Consider the following 17523-nt stretch of genomic DNA (forward strand, 5'->3'; position numbering starts at 1 on the left):
AACCACTAAGCCTGCTGGCAGACAAACCAATCAACACACAACCATGCACACAAAAAATAAAAAGTACATTGGCACACTATTGAGTTCTCAAACATCATCACCAACCACAAGAAAAATTAACCTACCGTTAACCTCTCGTTGGCGGCCCGTACAAACCTACTCAACTCAAAGAACAAAGTCAAATCATCGAACCAAGTCCGCACGAAATGTCATCCTTAAGTAACCTCCCGGCTACCTCGCGGCGACTTGGATTAATGTAGTCCAACCCCTCCAACAATGACAAATCCCCAGCACAGGTCGGATTTTTCGGGGCTTTTCCGCACTACATGCCGACTACTCCGCGCCAGAAGGCAGGATTCGGTGGGCAACTTAAGCCATATAGAAGGCCCCAACTCCACTGCGAGATTGCCTCCTCTCAGTGCTGCAGGAGAGGGTTCGCAGATCTAAAAGCCATTGCATGGAAAAAGGCCCCCGATTTCTCGGGGGCCTATCGGTGGAGCTGCCGGGAATTGAACCCGGGTCCTTCGTCACCTTGCCAGGGCTTCTCCGTGCGCAGTCCGCACAGAATCTCTGCTCGGCCCTCCGGATCGGGCGAACACGTCCGGATGATGGGCCCAGTCACCAGTAAGAGTCCCGACTGGTCCTGATGACACAGCCAGCCGGCTAGTTCCTTAGTCGATGCCAGGATCTAGGTCAGGAACGAAACCTAGGCTGACAGACACGCGTCGCTGTAATTAGGCAGCGAGGGCGTAGTCACGCTGAGAGTTCTTCTCTGCGTTTATTGGTTGCTACGACGCTTATACGGTGGTCGTTAGCCTGCACCGGCACGCTTCCCCTGGCGCAGTGCACGAAGTCGAAACCAAATCAACCCCATGCTGTAGGGACGGGATAGTGCATCTTCCCTACGGTTCGTTCAACACTACCCCACCCGCTTTTATTTCCTCAAGTGCTCCTCTAACCACTCCTTGAGGACGACCGCATGGTTGATCGTGCGGTTGGCGGCGGCAAAGAGGAGGGTGGCGTCGGCAAGCGCACGCAATTGGGCAAGCTCGTCGGAATCATTGTCGTCGAGCTCGGCCTTGTAGCGGCGGGCAAACTCGTCGAAGCGGTCCTCGTCGTGGTTCCACCACTTGCGCAGCTCGGGGCTCGGCGCGACGTCCTTGAACCACTCGTCGTAGGCTAAGTCGCTCTTGGCGACGCCCCGGGGCCACATCCGATCCACCAGCACCCCAGTGCCATGGATGGTGTCCTCGCCCTTTACCACGTCGTGAACCTTCGCCGTCTTAAACATTGATTCCCTTCACGCGGCGGCCGAGCTCGCGGGAAATTTCGCGGTCTTGGTCGCGACGCTTAATATCCTCTCGCTTGTCGTAGTCCTGCTTACCTTGGGCCAGCGCGAGCGAAAGCTTCGCGTAGCCATTCTTGAGGTAGACCTTGAGCGGGACCAAGGTCTTATTGCCGTTGCGCACCTGCCCGTAAAGCTTGTCGATCTCGCGGCGGTGCAGCAAAAGCTTGCGGGTACGCCGCGGGCTGTGGTTCGTCCACGAGCCCATGGAGTATTCCGGGATGTGCAGGTTGCGCAGGTATACCTCGCCATCGTCGATGGTGGCGAAAGCATCATTAAGCGAGATTTTTCCCTCCCGCAGGGATTTGATCTCGGTGCCGAGCAGGACGATGCCGCACTCGTATTCCTCGAGGATCTTGTAGTCATGCCGGGCCCGGCGGTTAGTAGCGAGCGTTGCTTCGCCGGACGCCGCCTTCTTATTCTTCTTGCCCTTCTTAGCCATAATTATGGCAGTGTAGTGCCCTTTTAGCCGGCCCAGCAAACGGGCTATTTGCGCACATAGGACCGCAGGGCGATATGTGCTGTGACGGCGGTGACCACCAGCGCCAGCAAGCCCACGAGAGGCAGGGCAATCCAGAGGTCGCCGGACTTCATGGGGGCGAGCAGCTGGGATTCGTACAGTCCCTGCAGGGATGGGTCTACCACCTGGGATTTGCCCAGGAAAATCCCGGCGCCACCCAAGACCACGCCGATGAACGAGGCCAGCACTGCTTCCAGTACGAACGGCGCCTGCGTCATCCACCGGCTCGCGCCCACCATGCGCATGATTTCCGTTTCGCGGGTGCGGTGGAACGCGGCGATCTGCACCATATTGGCCACCAAGAAGATGGCTGCCACGGACATCACGATGGCCAGCACAAAGGTGGCATTGCGGATAGAATCCAGGTTGCTTGCGGCATCGCGCACTTCTTGCTGCTGGTCGACGACATCCTCTACCGCCGGATTATCCCTAATCGCATCGATCGCAGAAGCGTCTTCTGGATCCTTCAGGCGCACGTGAAACGCTGCCGGCAGTGCGTCGGGCGAGGTTTGTTCCACCATGACGGGGTCGGTGTCTTGGAAAAGCTCCTTGAACCGCTCATAGGATTCCGCGCGGTTGCGGTATTCCACGGACTCGACGGAATCATCCGCCTCCAACTGATCCTTGATATCCGCGCAGGCCGGACTCGTACAGTCCGGGTCGCCGGCGGAAATGTCCTCATTGAGCTGGACCATGACCTCGACACGGTCGAGATAGATCTCCTTGGTGTCCTTGGTCAGGTTGGTCACCATGATGCCGGCGACAACGAGGCCTACGGCAATGGCGGTGGTGATGATCATGGCGATGGTCATGGTCAGGTTGCGGCCAAGACCCTTGGTGGCCTCGCGGAAAATAAAACCTAGCTTCATGCTTCCCCCTCGTACATCGCCTCGTGCTCGTCGCGCACGAGGACTCCATTGCGCAGTTCCAGCACACGCTTGCGTGCCCTATTGACGGCGCGGGCATTGTGGGTGGACATGACCACGGTGGTGCCACGACGGTTGATGCCCAGCAGCAGGTCCATGATCTCGTCGGCGGTGGAGGGATCGAGGTTGCCCGTGGGTTCGTCGGCAAGCAGGAGCTTCGGCCGATTGACCACCGCGCGCGCAATAGCCACGCGCTGCTGCTCGCCACCGGAAAGCTCGTGCGGATACGCATCGCGGCGATCCTCGAGGCCCACCAGGTCCAAAACCTGCGGGACCGAGGTAGAGATCCGGTACTTGCTCTTGCCAATAACCTCCAGCGCAAAGGCCACATTTTGATATACCGTCAGCTTGGGAAGCAGGCGAAAGTCCTGGAATACATAACCAATGGACTGGCGCAGCGCGTTGATCTGCTTGCCCGAAAGCTCGTTGACGTGGAAATCATCGAAATAAATATCGCCCTTGGTCACATTGCTATAGCGCACCATGAGCTCCAAGAAGGTGGACTTACCTGAGCCGGACGGGCCGATAAGGAAGGCGAATTCACCATCCGCAATCTCGAAGGACACCCCGTCGAGCGCTGGGCGAGACTCGGCGGAGTAGGCCTTAGTCACGTTGTCGAATCTAATCACGCGAATCACTGTAGCAACTAAAGTTGACACCACGCTGTGAACTGTATTTAAGTAATGTGGTCTAAGACACTAATTTGTTCCGACCCAATCGACAGAAAGTGCCGATACAATGGCCGAAACCGAAACTAAAGAAAAACCACGTTCTGCAAGCGGCTTCCTGGGCACTGTAGAAAAGATTGGCAATAAGCTGCCGGATCCATTCTGGCTCTTCGTCATCCTCGCAGCCATCGTCGCTGTGACCTCGTGGCTAGGACACCTCGTCGGCATGACCGCAGAGGACCCCAAGACCGGCGAAACCATCGAAGTAGAATCCCTGCTGACCACCGAGAATATCTCGCGCATGGTTACTGATGCAGTGGAGAACTTCACCAGCTTCCCGCCGCTCGGCGTCATCCTTGCCGTGATGCTCGGCGTGGCCGTGGCGGAGCAGTCTGGCCTGCTTTCCGCGTTGGTGCGCGCGATGGTGACCAAGGTCAGCGCCAAGATGCTGACCTTCGTGGTGGCGCTGGCCGGCGTCACCGGCTCCGTGGCCTCTGATGCCATTTACGTCATCCTGATCCCGCTGGGCGCAATGGCCTTCCACGCCGTGGGCCGTTCCCCCATCGTGGGCGCGATGGTGGCCTTTGCGGCATCGTCTGCCGGCTTTAATGCCTCGCTGATTCTCAATATCACCGACCTCCTGCTCGCGGGTATTTCTACCCCGGCCGCACAGTTTGTGGACCCCGAATATGAGGTCAGCCCGCTGGCCAATATCTTCTTCGTTATCCCTTCTGCCGTGGTGCTCTCCCTCATCATTACCGCGGTCACGGAATTCCTCATGGTCAAAAAGGCCCGCGAGCTCGTGGACCACGACCACATTAATTACGAAGAGGTGTCCTTCTCCAAGGCCGCCGGTGGGGCCGGCGCAAATTCAGAGGAGGATGAGGAGTACGACTTCACCGATGATGAAGAGGCGATGCGCATCAAGCCCAACGAGCAGCGCGGTCTGATTGCTTCCGGCATCGCGCTCCTGCTCTTCCTTGCCGCCTTCTTTGCCCTGCTCTTTATCCCCGGCTCCCCGCTGGCAAGCCAAGGGGATAGCTTCATGGAGTCGCCACTCATTAGCGCCATCGCGGTGCCGATCGCCTTGGCATTCTTGGTATGCGGCATCGTCTACGGCCTGGCGGCAGGCACCGTGAAGTCTTTTGCTGATGTACCGGAGTTTATGGCCAAGGGCATCGAGACCCTCGTTCCCATGCTGGTCCTCTTCTTCGCGGTGGCACAGTTCCTGGCCTGGTTCGAGTGGTCCAACCTCGGCGTATGGACCGCCATCAAGGGCTCCGAGCTGCTCCAACACTGGTCCCTGCCGCCGCTAGTGATGTTTGCGGCACTGGTGGCCATGGTCGCACTGCTCAACCTCTTCATCACCTCCGGTTCCGCCCAGTGGGCCCTGATGGCCCCGGTCATCGTGCCGATGATGATGTATGTGGGCGTCTCACCTGAGGTTTCCCAGATGCTCTTCCGTATCGGTGACTCCCCAACGAATATCATCACCCCGATGTCGCCCTACTTCGCGCTGGCTCTGACCTTCCTGCAGCGCTATTACAAGCCAGCAGGTGTGGGTACTTTGATGTCGCTGGCGCTGCCCTATTCCCTCTGCATGATCGTGGGTTGGTTCGCCTTCTTCGTCATCTGGTACCTCATCGGCATCCCGCTGGGACCAGGCGCGCCGATGGACTACGCGGGTTAAGTCCATAGAGATCAGGCCGAACTGAGGAGATTCTCCCCTCAGTTCGGCCTTTTCGCGTTCAATTCAGCTCGATCAGTATGGACCTAAGCTTGATCTTCTTGTTGCTGCATACGCCAGCGGATACCGGATTCAAGGAAGCCATCGATATCGCCATCGAGCACCTTGGAGGGATCGCCCACCTCAAAATTGGTGCGTAAGTCTTTGACCATCTGGTACGGGTGCAGCACGTAGGAACGCATCTGATTGCCCCAGGAGGCGTTGCCACCGGCGCCCAACGCATCGAGCTCAGCTTGTTCCTCTTGGCGCTTGCGCTCCAGCAGCTTAGCCTGCAGCACGCGCATGGCCGAGGCCTTATTTTGAATCTGCGACTTTTCGTTCTGGCAGGTCACCACAATGCCGGTGGGAATGTGGGTCAGGCGCACCGCGGAGTCGGTGGTATTGACGGACTGGCCGCCCGGACCAGAAGAACGATAGACATCGACGCGCACCTCTGAATCCGGCACCTCAATCGAGTCAGTCTGCTCCACCACCGGCAAAACTTCTACCTCGGCAAAGGAGGTCTGGCGCCGCCCTTGGTTATCAAAGGGCGAGATGCGCACCAGGCGGTGCGCTCCCTGCTCCACGGAGAGCTGGCCGTACATGTATTCACCGTGGACGACAAAGGTCGCGGACTTGATACCGGCCTCCTCCGCATAAGAGATGTCATAGACATCAACCTTGTGGCCGTGCTTTTCCGCCCAGCGCGTGTACATGCGCATGAGCATCTCGGCCCAGTCGGCCGCGTCCACACCGCCGGCGCCGGAGCGGATATTAATAACCGCCTCACGCGGGTCATACTCACCAGAAAGCATGGTGGTGACCTCCAGCGATTCGATGGCAGATTCCAGGGAATCAAGCTCATCATCCGCCAGGGAGGTATCGCCCTCTTCTTCCGCGAGTTCATACATCACGGGCATGTCCTCTAAGCGCCCGCGCAGCGATTCCAACTTGCGAACCTTGGCCTGCGCTGCGGAAAGCTCGGAGGTGACCTGTTGCGCGTGGGCGGGGTCATCCCACAGGGATGGGTCGCCGGCCTGGGCCTCTAGTTCCCGAATGCGGGCAGCCAAAGCCTCCGGGTCCATGACCTTCTCGATGGTGGTCAGGGTGGTTTCCAATTGCTTGAGCCGTGCTGTTACTTCGGGACGCATAGGCCCCAATCCTACCCACCCGGCCGGCATAATTAGCCATCGGCCGCGTTTAGGGTGACAATGGTGGGCATGGATCAAAAGCCGAGCTTGCAGGAGATGATCGATGCGGTCATCAAGACCTTCATTGTCGCGCACGCGGATGACGGGGATGCGCACCTAGCGCAGGCCCTTGTCTATAACGCCGGCCGCCTGGCCTGGCGCTTGCGCGAGATGGGCGTCGACGTAGAGCACAAGACTTCTATCTCGGACGTTGTTACGGATGCGGACCGGGCGGCCGAGCGCTTCGTTGCGGGCGTGCTCGAGGCCGTGCGTCCGGAAGACGGCATCCTCGGCGAAGAGGGTGCGGCCCGCGAGTCCCAGTCCGGCCGCACCTGGGTCATTGACCCAGTCGATGGCACTTATAATTTCTCCTCCGGATCCGATTATTGGTGCTCTGCCCTCGCGCTTGCCGACGCCACCGGGATCACCCTCGGCGCCGTTCACCGCCCAGCCATGGGCTATACGTGGTTCGGTGGCCACGACTTCCCCACTTCGCTGGATGGCAAGGAGGTGGCTCGTCTGGAGGATAAGCCGGCCGAGCAGATTTCGCTTTCTACCTACTTGCACCCAACCTCGCTGGTGGATGAGAATATCCGCGGGGCGTGGCAACGCGTAGCGGAAAACTTTGCTACAGTCCGTATGCTCGGCGCCGGTTCTGTTGACCTTGCCTCTGTAGCCGATGGCACATGGGGCGCATGGATGCAGCACTCGGTGGCGGACTGGGACTGGTTCCCCGGCAAAGCTCTCGTTGAGGCGGCCGGCGGTGCAGCCCGCAAGGTAGAAGCCGGCGGCGTCGAATGGTGCCTAGCCGGCAATAAACAGGTAGTGGATCAAATGGAGGATTGGCTCCGTGGGTAAGTTCAAAGAAGACTTGGGCCTCGCGCTCGAGCTAGCGGGCCATGCCGATGTGGTGACCATGCACCGCTTCGAAGCGGCGGATCTTTCCGTCAAGGAAAAACCGGATATGACTCCGGTATCGGATGCGGACCTCACCTGTGAGAAACATATCCGCGAATCCCTCAAGCGTTCCCGCCCGCGCGACGAGGTGCTGGGGGAGGAATACGGCGGGGAGGCCTGCTATAAGGGCCGCCAGTGGGTTATCGATCCGATCGACGGCACCAAGAACTTTGTGCGCGGCGTTCCAGTGTGGGCCACGCTGATTTCTCTATTAGAAGACGGCGAGCCTGTAGTTTCCGTCGTCTCCGCTCCTGCCCTGCGCCGCCGCTGGTACGCGGCCAAGGGAGCCGGCGCTTATCGCGTCTTCGGCGGCGAACCGAAGCGCTTGGGCGTTTCCCACGTAGAAAAGCTTGCCGATTCTTCACTGGCCATGAGTTCCCTGACCGGCTGGGCGGAGCGCGGATTGCGCGATAGATTCCTCGCGCTTACTGATAAGACGTGGCGCCTGCGCGGCTACGGAGACTTCTGGTCCTATTGCCTCGTGGCCGAAGGCGCGGTGGACATCGCCGCTGAACCGGAGGTTTCCCTCTGGGACCTCGCCGCACCATCGCTCATCGTGACCGAAGCCGGTGGCACTTTCACTGATCTTGACGGCAACCCCGGCCCGCACGGCGGATCCGGCGTGGCCTCTAACGGCCTGCTCCACAAGCACGCCCTAGCCGCACTGCAGGGCTAGGGTCTTCTCCGCAGCTGGAGCAGAACTGGGCCGCGGCGCTCGGCAACCGCACCCGAGCAACCACCCGCCTGCGAGCAACTCCCGCAGCCACCGCTAGGGCACGAGGTCAGCGATTCTCTCACTAGTTCCTCACTTCGCTCGAGGTAAGCCAAGATTACCTCCACGGTCCCCTGCCCCAACCCCGTCGCCTGTGCTATGTCGGCGGGATTGGAATTTCCCTGTGTGATGGTCTCCTTGACCTTCTCCGTGGGGCTCATAGGAAGACCTTGAGGATTTGAAATACTCCTACCGCAAGGATCCAGGCGGTTGCTAGCTGCAGCGCAAACCCGATGAGGGTCCACTTCCAACCTATTTCTCGCCGCTGTGCGGCCACCGTGGCCACGCAAGGGGTATAGGCCAGAAGGAAGACCATATACGCCCACACCGCAGCCAGCCCGTGCCCACCAGAGGCCGCATCAAAGTCGGCGCGAATATGGCTAGCCAACGGGGATTCTGCTTGCTCCTCTGGTGCATCGTCAGTGACGTCTTCTACCGCATACGTCTGGGCCCAAGTGGAAATGAGAGTCTCCTTCGCCACGAACCCGGTGACAAGCGGCCCGGTTAGGGACCAAGAATCAAACCCAGCAGGCGCAAAGACAGGGGACATCGCTTTAGACACCGCACCGTAGGCGGAATCTTGCGGCGGTACCGCCTCTTCGTTGAAGGAGTGCCCACCAGTGACCGGAATAGACATCAGCAACCAGATGACTACGACCGTAGCCACAATGATGCCTCCGGCGGTGTGCAAAAATCCTTTGAGCCTTACCCACATGACCGACACCGTGAGTTTAAACGTAGGCAGCTGATAAGCCGGAAGGTCGATAACGAGGGCTTCGGACGGCATGGCCCGCCACACCGTGCGGCGCAAAGCGAGGCCCACCAACACCACCAGTGCGATAGACAGCACGTACATGGCGAATACCGCGGAACCAGCATGAGCGGGGAAAAAGACCTGCGCCAGCATCATAAATACGATGAGCCGGGCCGAACATGAGGTGAAGGGGATAAGCAGGCAGGTAAGGATGCGATGGCGGACGTCGCCAAGCACGCGCGTAGCCGAAATCGCCGGGACATTGCAGCCATAGCCCACCACAATGGGGATAAAGGCCTTGCCGGGCAGACCGATGGCGCGCATGACGCGGTCAGTGACCACCGCCGCGCGCGCCATATAACCGGAATCCTCTAGCACCGCCAAGCACAGAAACATCAGCGCAAGGAGCGGCGCAAAGGTGAGCACCATGCCCACACCACCGATGAGCCCATCTACCAGCAGGCCCGTTACCAACCAATGGTCTGGGAGGATGCTGCGCGCTGCATCGGATACAGGGCCGGTAATGAACGCCTCCAATCCGTCCTGCAGCGGTCCTGCGACCGTAGTGGTAATGAAGAACACAGCCCACATAACGGCCAGAAACAAAATGGGCCCGAGCACTGGGTGCAATACCAAGCGGTCCACGCGCTGGCTAAGTGGCTCCCCCACATTTTCATGGCTGACTGCAACTTTCTCGGCCGCATCCAGATCCGCAAAACGTTGGTCCACATCGGCGTTGGGCCGGATAGTCTGTGGCTCCGTCTGCATTGCTTTTGCAACGGCGCCCTCCAGCGCATCTAGGTTTTCTCGGCGGCGACCATTGACGCTGACCACCGGCATGCCAACGACGCGCGATAGCGCGGCGATATCGATGCTTATGCCCTGCTGCTTGGCGACGTCCTCTTTGGTCACCCCAATCACTACCCGGTACGGGTACTCCGCGATCTGGAACGCAAGGTTCAGCCCGCGCGCCGGTGCGGTGGCATCCACCAACACCACAACCACATCCGGGCGCTCACATGGCGGACCTTCGACGAGCATGTCGCGGGTGAATTCCTCGTCCGGACTCATTGGATCCAAGGAATAAGCACCGGGCAGATCGATGATGTCGAAGGCCTCTGGCTGCGCATTCCACAAACCACGGCTGACTTCTACAGAAGTACCCGGCCAGTTGCCGGTCTGGACTTTCGCTCCGGTCAGCGCGTTGAACAAGGTAGATTTGCCGGAATTTGGAGCCCCGACCAAGGCGAGGACAGGTGTTCCCTCCGCGGCGATACGCATGGAGGATGTGGAGTGGCAGCTTGGCGCTGCGGTTTTGCGTGCCATTATGCTGCTACCGGGATAACTTCGAGCTGGCGCAGCGTATGCGCGTCTACCGCATACCGGGCGCTGCCGATAGTAACCAAGCGCGCCCCGCCGGCCACCTTGCGCCCCATCTTCACGCGCACCCCTGGCCGGAATCCCAGTTCACGCATACGCAGTGCCAACGCCGGCTGCGACTCAATCGCATGCCGCAAGCAGCATTCAGGGAGTTCTACCAATGCGTCCACTGGGGCTTGATCGGCACGCATACATTCGGACCTTTCGCAGGTCTGCTGGGTACGAGTGCGGGACAATAACGACAGCTGTAACATCGCGGGTCACCTCGGTTCTCTCAGTCCGGCTCACGCCGGTGATGTTAGCCACACCTAAGTGGCTTCTAGATAAGCCTAACCTTAGTCCGCAAAAGGGTTTCACACAAGCGCCGATTAGTTGTGATTATCGGCACTAGACAGAGACATAAAAGTGCCCGCTCCCAGTAGCAACGGGAGCGGGCGAAGAGCAGGGACGAGGTTAGTCCTGCGGTAGCGCGAAACCAGCGCCTACGCCGCCACGGCGATTCATATCCTCCAAGACCGCATCCATGGTGGTTGCGGCGGTTGGGTTATGGACCGGCCCCTGCAGTGGGGTACGGCACGGGAAATTCACCGGCAGGAAACCACCGGTAATCGAGCCAACTAGGCGGCCATCGACCAACAATGGAGCGCCGGAATCGCCCATCATGGCGCATACTTGGTTAATCTGAATCTTCTTGGCCTGCTGATAGGTCATGCCGCAGGTCTTGCCAGTAGCAACACCCTGCTTGCACACCTGCTGACCCGGCTTTACGCCACCACCCAATTGATTGACGGTTACACCGTTGTAGGAACGAGAAACCTTAGCCTTGGAGCCGAACTCGATAACGGCGTAATCCAAGTCCTCGTTCTTAGACACTACAGTGCCGGTTGGGCCGATTTGCTCAGAATCAGCGGAGGTAACAGGGTCTCCCACATTGCCGCAGTGCGCGGCGGTCAGGCCCACCTTGCGGCCAGCATTATCGTTGCCCGCCACGGTCAAGGTGCACATCGTTTCCTTATTGACATAGAGCGGGGTGCCTGGGCCGTAGAGCGACTCCCCTTGGTTCATGGCGGCAACGGACTCTTCAGGGATGCGTGGGGCATCAAACATAGAGCCCGGAACGCGGTGCAATACGTAGTCCGCCTGTGGTTTTCCCGCAGCTACCTTGGAAAACCCATCATTTTTCCACTGGTAGTTTGGGTTGGTTCCCTTTGGTTTAAACTCCGGTTGTGTGGCCTGCTCCGCCAGACCAATAGGGTTCGGGTTAGTCATTGGCTCTGCGTACTGAGCCTGCTGCGCTTTCTGTTGCACCGCGTTGTGTGCATTGCGTACAGAAGAATCCACAGCATCGGTAACGCTCTTGTCCACCTGCGGGGTTTGGATACCAACCCCCGCCAGGCCATCTCGGACCTGGTTAATAATCCCTGCGGAGTCAAAATCCGGTTGGGGCAATTCCTGGGCGCCTGCGGCCGGGGAACCCAGGAAAAACGCACCAGCGAAAGCCGAGCCCACCAGGACTTTCTTGAGGTGCGGTATGCGAAGCATCAAGGTACCTACTTTCCGTTGTCAACATCCTGCTAGCTCGATATTGGCACGAAAGAATTGTGGAAGCAGCAAACTCTTGTGACTGTGTCCAAGCCGTTATATTTCTTCCAGACTTCGGGGGTGATCACCCCTCCCCTATCATTGAGAATATGCCCACACCGCTGTCCTATTCCGATACCTCTGGCTTTCCGCAGCTACATATGTCGCGGGTTATCAATGCCGACTTTGACGCCGCCGCACACCGTCTTTTCCGCTGGACAATCCAACGCAGCGGGCTATTCCGCGTTCGGGCAACCCACCCCGTAGTCGAGCCCGGCGCAGAGGTCACCCTCGGCTTGGGGCCGTGGGATTTCCGCTGCCGCGTAATAGAGGTCTTCCGCGAGGATGGCCGCTGCGGGTTTACCTATGGCACCCTCCCCGGACACCTAGAGCGAGGTGAGGAGACTTTCACTCTGGAGCGCCTACGCGACGGCCGAACGCTTTTGCTTATAGACGCCGCCTCAGAGCCCTTCCTCCCCTGCCTGCGCCCCCTCGTGGACGTGCCAAGGCGCCTGCTGATTAGCCGGCTCTATCTTCACGCTTTAGACGATTAGCAGGATTGTATATACGACAAAAGCCGCCTCCCCGAACCCGGGAAAGCGGCTCAATCTCAGCGCTGGTTAGTTCTTGCGCTTGTCCTCGATGGACTCGCGTGCATCGCGCACAGCGCCCTTGACTCGGTCAAAGAAGCCACCCTTCTTCGTGGACTCCTCTTGGTACTCGTGTGCCTTGTCCTCCACGAAGCCCTTAGCGCGCTGGAACGCATCGCCGACGGCGCTACCAGCCTCGGATGCCTTGCCCTTTAGCTGATCCAGGCGCTCAGAGGACTGCTGACCGTTGACGTTGTCCTGGTTCGGCGCAGTAGCAACACGCTCTTCGTTTGCTTCGCCTACGATGTGCTGGCTGGGCGCATAGTCCGAGTTACCTTCATCCAACTTCTCCTGCAGGTCCGGCTGCTGCGGGGCGGAACCAATGTGCTCTTCCTTCGCGCCACCTACGATGTGCTGGCTGGGCGCGTAGTCAGAGTTATCCTCGTCCAGCTTTTCTTGCAGATCTGGCTGCTCGGCAGCTTTAGCCACATGTTCTTCCTCCGCTCCAGCGACAACGTGGTTCTGCGGTTCATACTTACTTGCGGTGGACTCATGTCCGTCCGCAGACGGCTTTCCGACCGGCTTGGACAGGCCGGCTGCACCTGCGGCACCAGCTGCAGCTGCAGCGGACTGCGAGGACTTGTCAGATTTAGCCTCCGAAGACGCGGTGTCTTTAGATGCTAGGTACTTGTATTCGTTGCGGTCCAAGTCGACCTCGTGGCCTAGTTCGTTTGCCATTGCTACGTACTCCTTTAAATAGATTTATCTTCTTCCTTCTAGGGTTCCAGAAAATTCAGGAGCGTGCACGGAAATGGGTATGGGAAAGCGTCGACCGGTGGAGGGATCAGTCATCTCTAAACACTCAACATGGAAGGTTTCGCGTACGAGTTCAGCGGTCATCACCTCCTCGGTGGCCCCTTCGGTCACAATGCGTCCCTCACGCATGGCTACGATTCGATCGGCGTAACGCGCGGCATGGACCATATCGTGGACCACCATGACCACCGTGGTCCCAGCGCGGTTAAGGTCTCGGATGAGATCCAAGATGGATAATTGGTGCGCCGGGTCGAGGTATGTAGTCGGCTCGTCAAGCAAGGTAATTGGCGTTTCTTGGGCCAACGTCATGGCGAGGAAGACGCGCTGGCGCTGACCGCCGGAAAGGTCTGCCGCGGGGGCGTCGAGAAGCTCGCTCACCCCAGCACGCGAGGCAGCACGCTCAACCGCTGCATGATCTCCGGCCCGCATCGTCGCTAGCGCTCCTGTATAGGGATAGCGGCCGTAACCGATGACGTCGCGCACTAATATCCCTTCCGGAGCCACGGGATGTTGTGGCAGAAAAGAAACTTCACGTGCAAAGGCACGCGAGGAATACTTGCTGATATTTTGGTCCGAGAGGTACACCGCGCCTGCGCTGGGCGTAAGTTGGCGCCCCAATGTTTTGAGAAGCGTCGATTTGCCGCAGCCATTCGGCCCGATCAGAGCCGTTACTTGACCGCTAGATAAGCGGAGATTTACATCTTTGACCACATCGGGGCCACCGTAACCCACGGTCAATCCGCTACACGTCAGTGTCATGTCTAGCCTCCGTTTCGCACTCGGGTTAGCCGAGTCAATAGGAAAATGAAATAGGGTGCGCCAATCAGCGCGATGAGCGCGCCAACGGGGATTTCCGTGGGGGCGAAGGCCCAGCGACCGAACGTATCGCATACAGTCACAAGGGTCGCGCCGCCTAGGGCCGCCACGGGCATTTGCCGGCGCAGGTTCGAACCAACGATCAAGCGGGCAGCATGTGGGACGACGAGCCCGGCGAAACCCAAGACCCCGGCCGCGGCGACTCCCGCTGCGCCGAGGACAACGGCCAAAGCTATTGCTATTAGGCGCCACATCTTGGTACTCACTCCGATGCCGGCCATGGTGGAATCATCCAGCGCTAGCATATCCAGGTGTTTTGCGACCACCATCGCGATGGTTAGGGCGAAAAGGATAAAGGGGGCAACAATAGTGGCGTCGCCAAGCGAGCGGGCGTAAAGCGAACCTTTCAGCCATGTCATGGCCGCTCCTGCCTCTGGCGCGGCGCGCACCAAGAGCAATTCAGTGATGGCACCCAGCCCGAAAGATACCGCCACCCCGGTAAGGGGCAGGCGCACCGGATCGCTTACCCCGCGTCCAGCAAAAAGGAGAACCACCCCAGTTCCAGCCAACGCGCCGATAAAGGCGATAAAGGTCAGCAGGTGGGCCGGCAGGGCGCCTGCTCCCATGAGTACCGCAACGGCCGCGAGTCCGCCGCCGGAGGTAATACCCACCGTATCTGGAGCGGCCAAAGGATTGCGTAGCGCGGATTGCAAAAGACAACCAGAAACAGCCATGGCACTGCCCGCGCAAATACCTACCAAGAATCGCGGTGCGCGGTACCTCCAGATGAGCGGATCTCCGGTAAAGAAGCCAGTGGTCACCTCGCCCGGCGATTTCATCACCGCACCGACGCCCATGCCGATGACTGCGCTCAATACCAACGCCAGGATGAGCCCTACCAGAACCCCTACAAATCTCTTATGCCGCATGCTTCCTCCTCCCCAGCGCATGGACGGACCACAGCACTAAGGGCATGCCAGCCAAAGAAGTCACGATGCCCACTGGGGTCTCGGCCGGCGCCCAAATTGCCTGCCCAACCGAATCTGCCACCAGAAGCACCGCTGCTCCTACAATTCCAGCCACACACAGCCCCATGCGGTGGTGTGCGCCGCACACCCGCCACGCTACGGTCGCGGCCATCAGCCCCAAAAATCCAATCGGCCCGGTTGCGGCTACCGCAGGAGCAATGAGCACTACCGCCGCCACAATGGCAGCCAACCGAATGCGCTCCGGCTTCGCGCCGACAGCACCGGCCACGGCATCGCCTGCTACGAGCAAGTCCAGCGTTTTTGCACCGACTAAGGTCAAGGGAACCACGACCAGCACGGCAATCAGCGCCGGCATGATACCGCTTAGGCGCACACCGGCAAGCCGACCAGAAAGCCATGACATCACCGTAGCCAGTTGAGCTTCATCTATTACCAAGAAAATGGAGGTCAATGCGCTACACAGCGCGGAAACGGCAACGCCCACGAGTACCATGCGCTGGATCGCACCGCTCTTGCCGACGCCCACCGTCACCCCCACAGCAATCCCCGCACCCAGCAGCGCACCGGGCAGCTGGTCAACGCTCGAGGTTTCGCTCCCAAAAAACATTGCGGTTGCGACTGCGCCGAGTGCCGCACCGGAGTTCACACCAGTGATGGACGGATCGGCGAGCGGATTCGCGGTTGCCGTGCGCAGCAATAACCCGCCTACACCTAGTGCAATACCGACCACCGTGGTAGCAAGGAGACGGTCAAAAGCCACGCTATGCAGCTCTTCTTCCAACCACGGGGTATCAACTGGCACCTGAACATGGCGGAGCCGCCACCACCACACAAAGGCAGCGGCAGCGGTTGCAAAGACCAGGCAGGCACTGGCTTTAGTTCGTGATGCCACTACTTTTCAGCGGCGATAATGTCATCGAGCATATGCTCGGCGGAAAGTGGCCCGCGAGCGCGCGACCAGATATCTTGGTCTACCTTTACGATGTCACCGCTGCCCTTGGCATAGGGCGTCTTTTTAAACGCTTCGACGTCCTTGTACATAAAGACTCGGTCAGCCTTCATGCCAGGGAGCTTATCGCCGGTCAGTTCCGCTACATCAGTCTTAGATTCGATAGAAGACTTCTCGCCTTCAAAGGCATAGTCATAGCCCACTTTACTCAGTAGCGACTGAGGGAAAGAGGGGTTGACCCAGGTATAGAGCATCTCGCTGGACCAGCCAGCCACGACCGCACGACTCCCCGGCTTTACCGTGTCCTTGGTCTGAGCAATCTTGTCCTCGATGCGCTGACGGACTTCTTTAGCCTTTTCCTCTTTGCCGAGTTTGGCCGCGATCTCATCCATCGAGTCCAACACGTCCGAGTAAGTTTCATCTGGGTAGGATTCCGTCTGCGCAATCTCTTCCAGCTGCGGCATAATATCAGCTTGCCGGGTAGGGCTAGCCAAAATCAGATCTGGCTCCAAAGACTGGATAACCTCTAGGTTCGGCTGCTTGGCTTGGCCCACAGAGGTCGCCTGACCTAACTGTCCCTTCAACGTAGTAGGTGCCTCCGACTTACCGATTTCTACGATTCCCACAGGGTCCACATCGAGGGCCTTGAGAATTTCCTCATAGCGCCAATCGAGCGCCACAACTCGCTCGATTTTCCTATCTTCACCCGGTCCCTGAGAAGAATCAGAAGAACACGCAACAAGGCCTGCGCCTAGGGCTAGGGTGGCTACAAGTGCGATAACTGCACGCACATTCATGAAGTCTCTCTTTTGCATAGGCTTACCTTAGCTTTATAAGGGTTTACTGTCTAGAGCCTGATTGCTTCCCTCTCCATGACAGACCATGCAGCCACAGGATGAGTTCCATGAGGGATAGCGGTGAGGAGCGGAAACCGGAATCCGCTCTAGCCACGATCATCTACAGCCTCTGCGAACGAACTCCAAACTGCGGTCTTTGGTGTTCATCTTTCGAATGCTCTAGCCCTTGAGCACAGCGCGGGAAACGATGACGGGGGCGTCACTGAAAGGATCGTCCCAGATTTCTACATCGATACCGTAGGCTGCGGCTAAAATATCCTTCCGCAGTGCTTCCTTGGGAGTCCCCCGGGCTATGACCTCGCCGTTGTTCATAACCGCCCTGGTGTCGGAGTACTGACCAGCCAACATGTGGTCGTGCAGCACAACAACGACTGCCTTACCAGCGCGGGCTTGCTTGCGAACGGGCTCCAAAACACTAATCGCGTGGGCGGGATCGAGGAAGGTCGTAGGCTCGTCGAGCAGCGGCACCGGCGCGCCCTGAGCCAGAGCCAGTGCAAGCCGTGCCCATTGCCGCTGGCCGCCGAAGAAAACGAAAATGGCCCTCATCGGCGAATGGGGAGCAGTTCACACCATCGTGGATTGATATCCGCCGAGTCCATCCGCAGTCAGGGCATAAATTAACACACCACGAAAAACAACTTCCTCGGCAATCGCTACGGCTATCAGCAAGCAGAGTTCCGCGACAGG

Annotated in this window: 18 protein-coding genes and 1 other RNA gene; 4 read left to right on the forward strand and 15 right to left on the reverse strand. The window is 58.9% G+C overall.

Annotation, left to right across the window (positions count from 1 at the left end; all coding sequences use genetic code 11):
• Window positions 1-491 precede the first annotated feature (491 nt).
• The 5 genes from ssrA to ftsE form a co-directional block, all read right to left on the reverse strand.
• Window positions 492-872: a transfer-messenger RNA gene (ssrA, locus tag RAE09_RS11020) on the reverse strand.
• 62 nt (window positions 873-934) lie between these two features.
• Complete coding sequence (locus tag RAE09_RS11025; RefSeq protein ID WP_302259416.1) at window positions 935-1291, reverse strand: DUF488 domain-containing protein; 357 nt, start codon at window positions 1289-1291, stop codon at window positions 935-937.
• Window positions 1284-1787, reverse strand: a complete 504-nt coding sequence (gene smpB, locus RAE09_RS11030) for an SsrA-binding protein SmpB (RefSeq protein ID WP_005322310.1) — start codon at window positions 1785-1787, stop codon at window positions 1284-1286. The genes RAE09_RS11025 and smpB overlap by 8 nt, the downstream gene beginning before the upstream one ends.
• Window positions 1788-1831: 44 nt before the next feature.
• Window positions 1832-2734 (reverse strand): permease-like cell division protein FtsX, encoded by a 903-nt coding sequence (gene ftsX, locus RAE09_RS11035; RefSeq protein ID WP_316981697.1) that lies wholly within the window; start codon window positions 2732-2734, stop codon window positions 1832-1834.
• Window positions 2731-3420: a cell division ATP-binding protein FtsE gene (gene ftsE, locus RAE09_RS11040; protein ID WP_150851432.1), complete on the reverse strand. Its 690-nt coding sequence runs from the start codon at window positions 3418-3420 to the stop codon at window positions 2731-2733. Before ftsE ends, ftsX begins: the two co-directional genes overlap by 4 nt.
• A 109-nt stretch (window positions 3421-3529) precedes the next feature.
• On the opposite strand from ftsE, the gene RAE09_RS11045 reads away from it, so the two are divergent.
• On the forward strand, window positions 3530-5149 hold the full coding sequence (locus tag RAE09_RS11045) for an AbgT family transporter (protein ID WP_316981698.1): 1620 nt from the start codon (window positions 3530-3532) through the stop codon (window positions 5147-5149).
• An 83-nt stretch (window positions 5150-5232) separates the two neighbouring features.
• Here RAE09_RS11045 and prfB read toward each other — a convergent pair whose 3' ends face one another.
• The gene (gene prfB / locus RAE09_RS11050) at window positions 5233-6336 is read right to left on the reverse strand and encodes a peptide chain release factor 2 (protein WP_301715569.1); all 1104 of its coding nucleotides are present in this window, start codon (window positions 6334-6336) and stop codon (window positions 5233-5235) included.
• Window positions 6337-6396: 60 nt separating this feature from the next.
• Between prfB and RAE09_RS11055 the strand changes: the two genes are divergently transcribed.
• Together RAE09_RS11055 and hisN are read left to right on the forward strand one after the other, a co-directional pair.
• The gene (locus RAE09_RS11055) at window positions 6397-7233 is read left to right on the forward strand and encodes an inositol monophosphatase family protein (protein ID WP_302259410.1); all 837 of its coding nucleotides are present in this window, start codon (window positions 6397-6399) and stop codon (window positions 7231-7233) included.
• A complete protein-coding gene (gene hisN, locus RAE09_RS11060; protein ID WP_302259409.1) occupies window positions 7226-8008 on the forward strand; it encodes a histidinol-phosphatase in 783 nt (260 codons plus the stop codon). Before RAE09_RS11055 ends, hisN begins: the two co-directional genes overlap by 8 nt.
• A 253-nt stretch (window positions 8009-8261) precedes the next feature.
• Here the strand turns inward: hisN and feoB are convergent, their stop codons facing one another.
• The 3 genes from feoB to RAE09_RS11075 form a co-directional block, all read right to left on the reverse strand.
• Window positions 8262-10184 (reverse strand): ferrous iron transport protein B, encoded by a 1923-nt coding sequence (gene feoB / locus RAE09_RS11065; protein WP_005326515.1) that lies wholly within the window; start codon window positions 10182-10184, stop codon window positions 8262-8264.
• On the reverse strand, window positions 10184-10429 hold the full coding sequence (locus RAE09_RS11070; protein WP_050776569.1) for a FeoA domain-containing protein: 246 nt from the start codon (window positions 10427-10429) through the stop codon (window positions 10184-10186). The genes feoB and RAE09_RS11070 overlap by 1 nt, the downstream gene beginning before the upstream one ends.
• Window positions 10430-10691: 262 nt before the next feature.
• Window positions 10692-11780, reverse strand: a complete 1089-nt coding sequence (locus RAE09_RS11075; protein WP_005326518.1) for a trypsin-like serine protease — start codon at window positions 11778-11780, stop codon at window positions 10692-10694.
• Between the two features lie 149 nt (window positions 11781-11929).
• Here RAE09_RS11075 and RAE09_RS11080 point away from each other — a divergent pair, with 149 nt between their 5' ends.
• Window positions 11930-12373 carry a DUF1990 domain-containing protein gene (locus tag RAE09_RS11080; RefSeq protein ID WP_005326520.1) on the forward strand — a complete coding sequence of 148 codons (444 nt, stop codon included), beginning with the start codon at window positions 11930-11932 and terminating at the stop codon, window positions 12371-12373.
• Between the two features lie 66 nt (window positions 12374-12439).
• Here RAE09_RS11080 and RAE09_RS11085 read toward each other — a convergent pair whose 3' ends face one another.
• From RAE09_RS11085 to RAE09_RS11110, 6 genes are all read right to left on the reverse strand, one after another.
• Complete coding sequence (locus RAE09_RS11085; protein ID WP_005326522.1) at window positions 12440-13147, reverse strand: hypothetical protein; 708 nt, start codon at window positions 13145-13147, stop codon at window positions 12440-12442.
• Window positions 13148-13171: 24 nt separating this feature from the next.
• Entirely contained in the window at window positions 13172-13984 is an 813-nt protein-coding gene (locus tag RAE09_RS11090; RefSeq protein WP_316981699.1) for an ABC transporter ATP-binding protein, read from the reverse strand.
• A gap of 2 nt (window positions 13985-13986) precedes the next feature.
• Window positions 13987-14970 (reverse strand): FecCD family ABC transporter permease, encoded by a 984-nt coding sequence (locus RAE09_RS11095; RefSeq protein ID WP_316981700.1) that lies wholly within the window; start codon window positions 14968-14970, stop codon window positions 13987-13989.
• Entirely contained in the window at window positions 14960-15892 is a 933-nt protein-coding gene (locus RAE09_RS11100) for a FecCD family ABC transporter permease (RefSeq protein ID WP_394372008.1), read from the reverse strand. The genes RAE09_RS11095 and RAE09_RS11100 overlap by 11 nt, the downstream gene beginning before the upstream one ends.
• A 29-nt stretch (window positions 15893-15921) precedes the next feature.
• Complete coding sequence (locus RAE09_RS11105; protein ID WP_284821947.1) at window positions 15922-16794, reverse strand: ABC transporter substrate-binding protein; 873 nt, start codon at window positions 16792-16794, stop codon at window positions 15922-15924.
• 201 nt (window positions 16795-16995) lie between these two features.
• Complete coding sequence (locus RAE09_RS11110; RefSeq protein WP_394286743.1) at window positions 16996-17382, reverse strand: ATP-binding cassette domain-containing protein; 387 nt, start codon at window positions 17380-17382, stop codon at window positions 16996-16998.
• Window positions 17383-17523: the final 141 nt, after the last annotated feature.

The organism is Corynebacterium tuberculostearicum, assembly GCF_032821615.1.
GTDB lineage: Bacteria > Actinomycetota > Actinomycetes > Mycobacteriales > Mycobacteriaceae > Corynebacterium > Corynebacterium tuberculostearicum_H.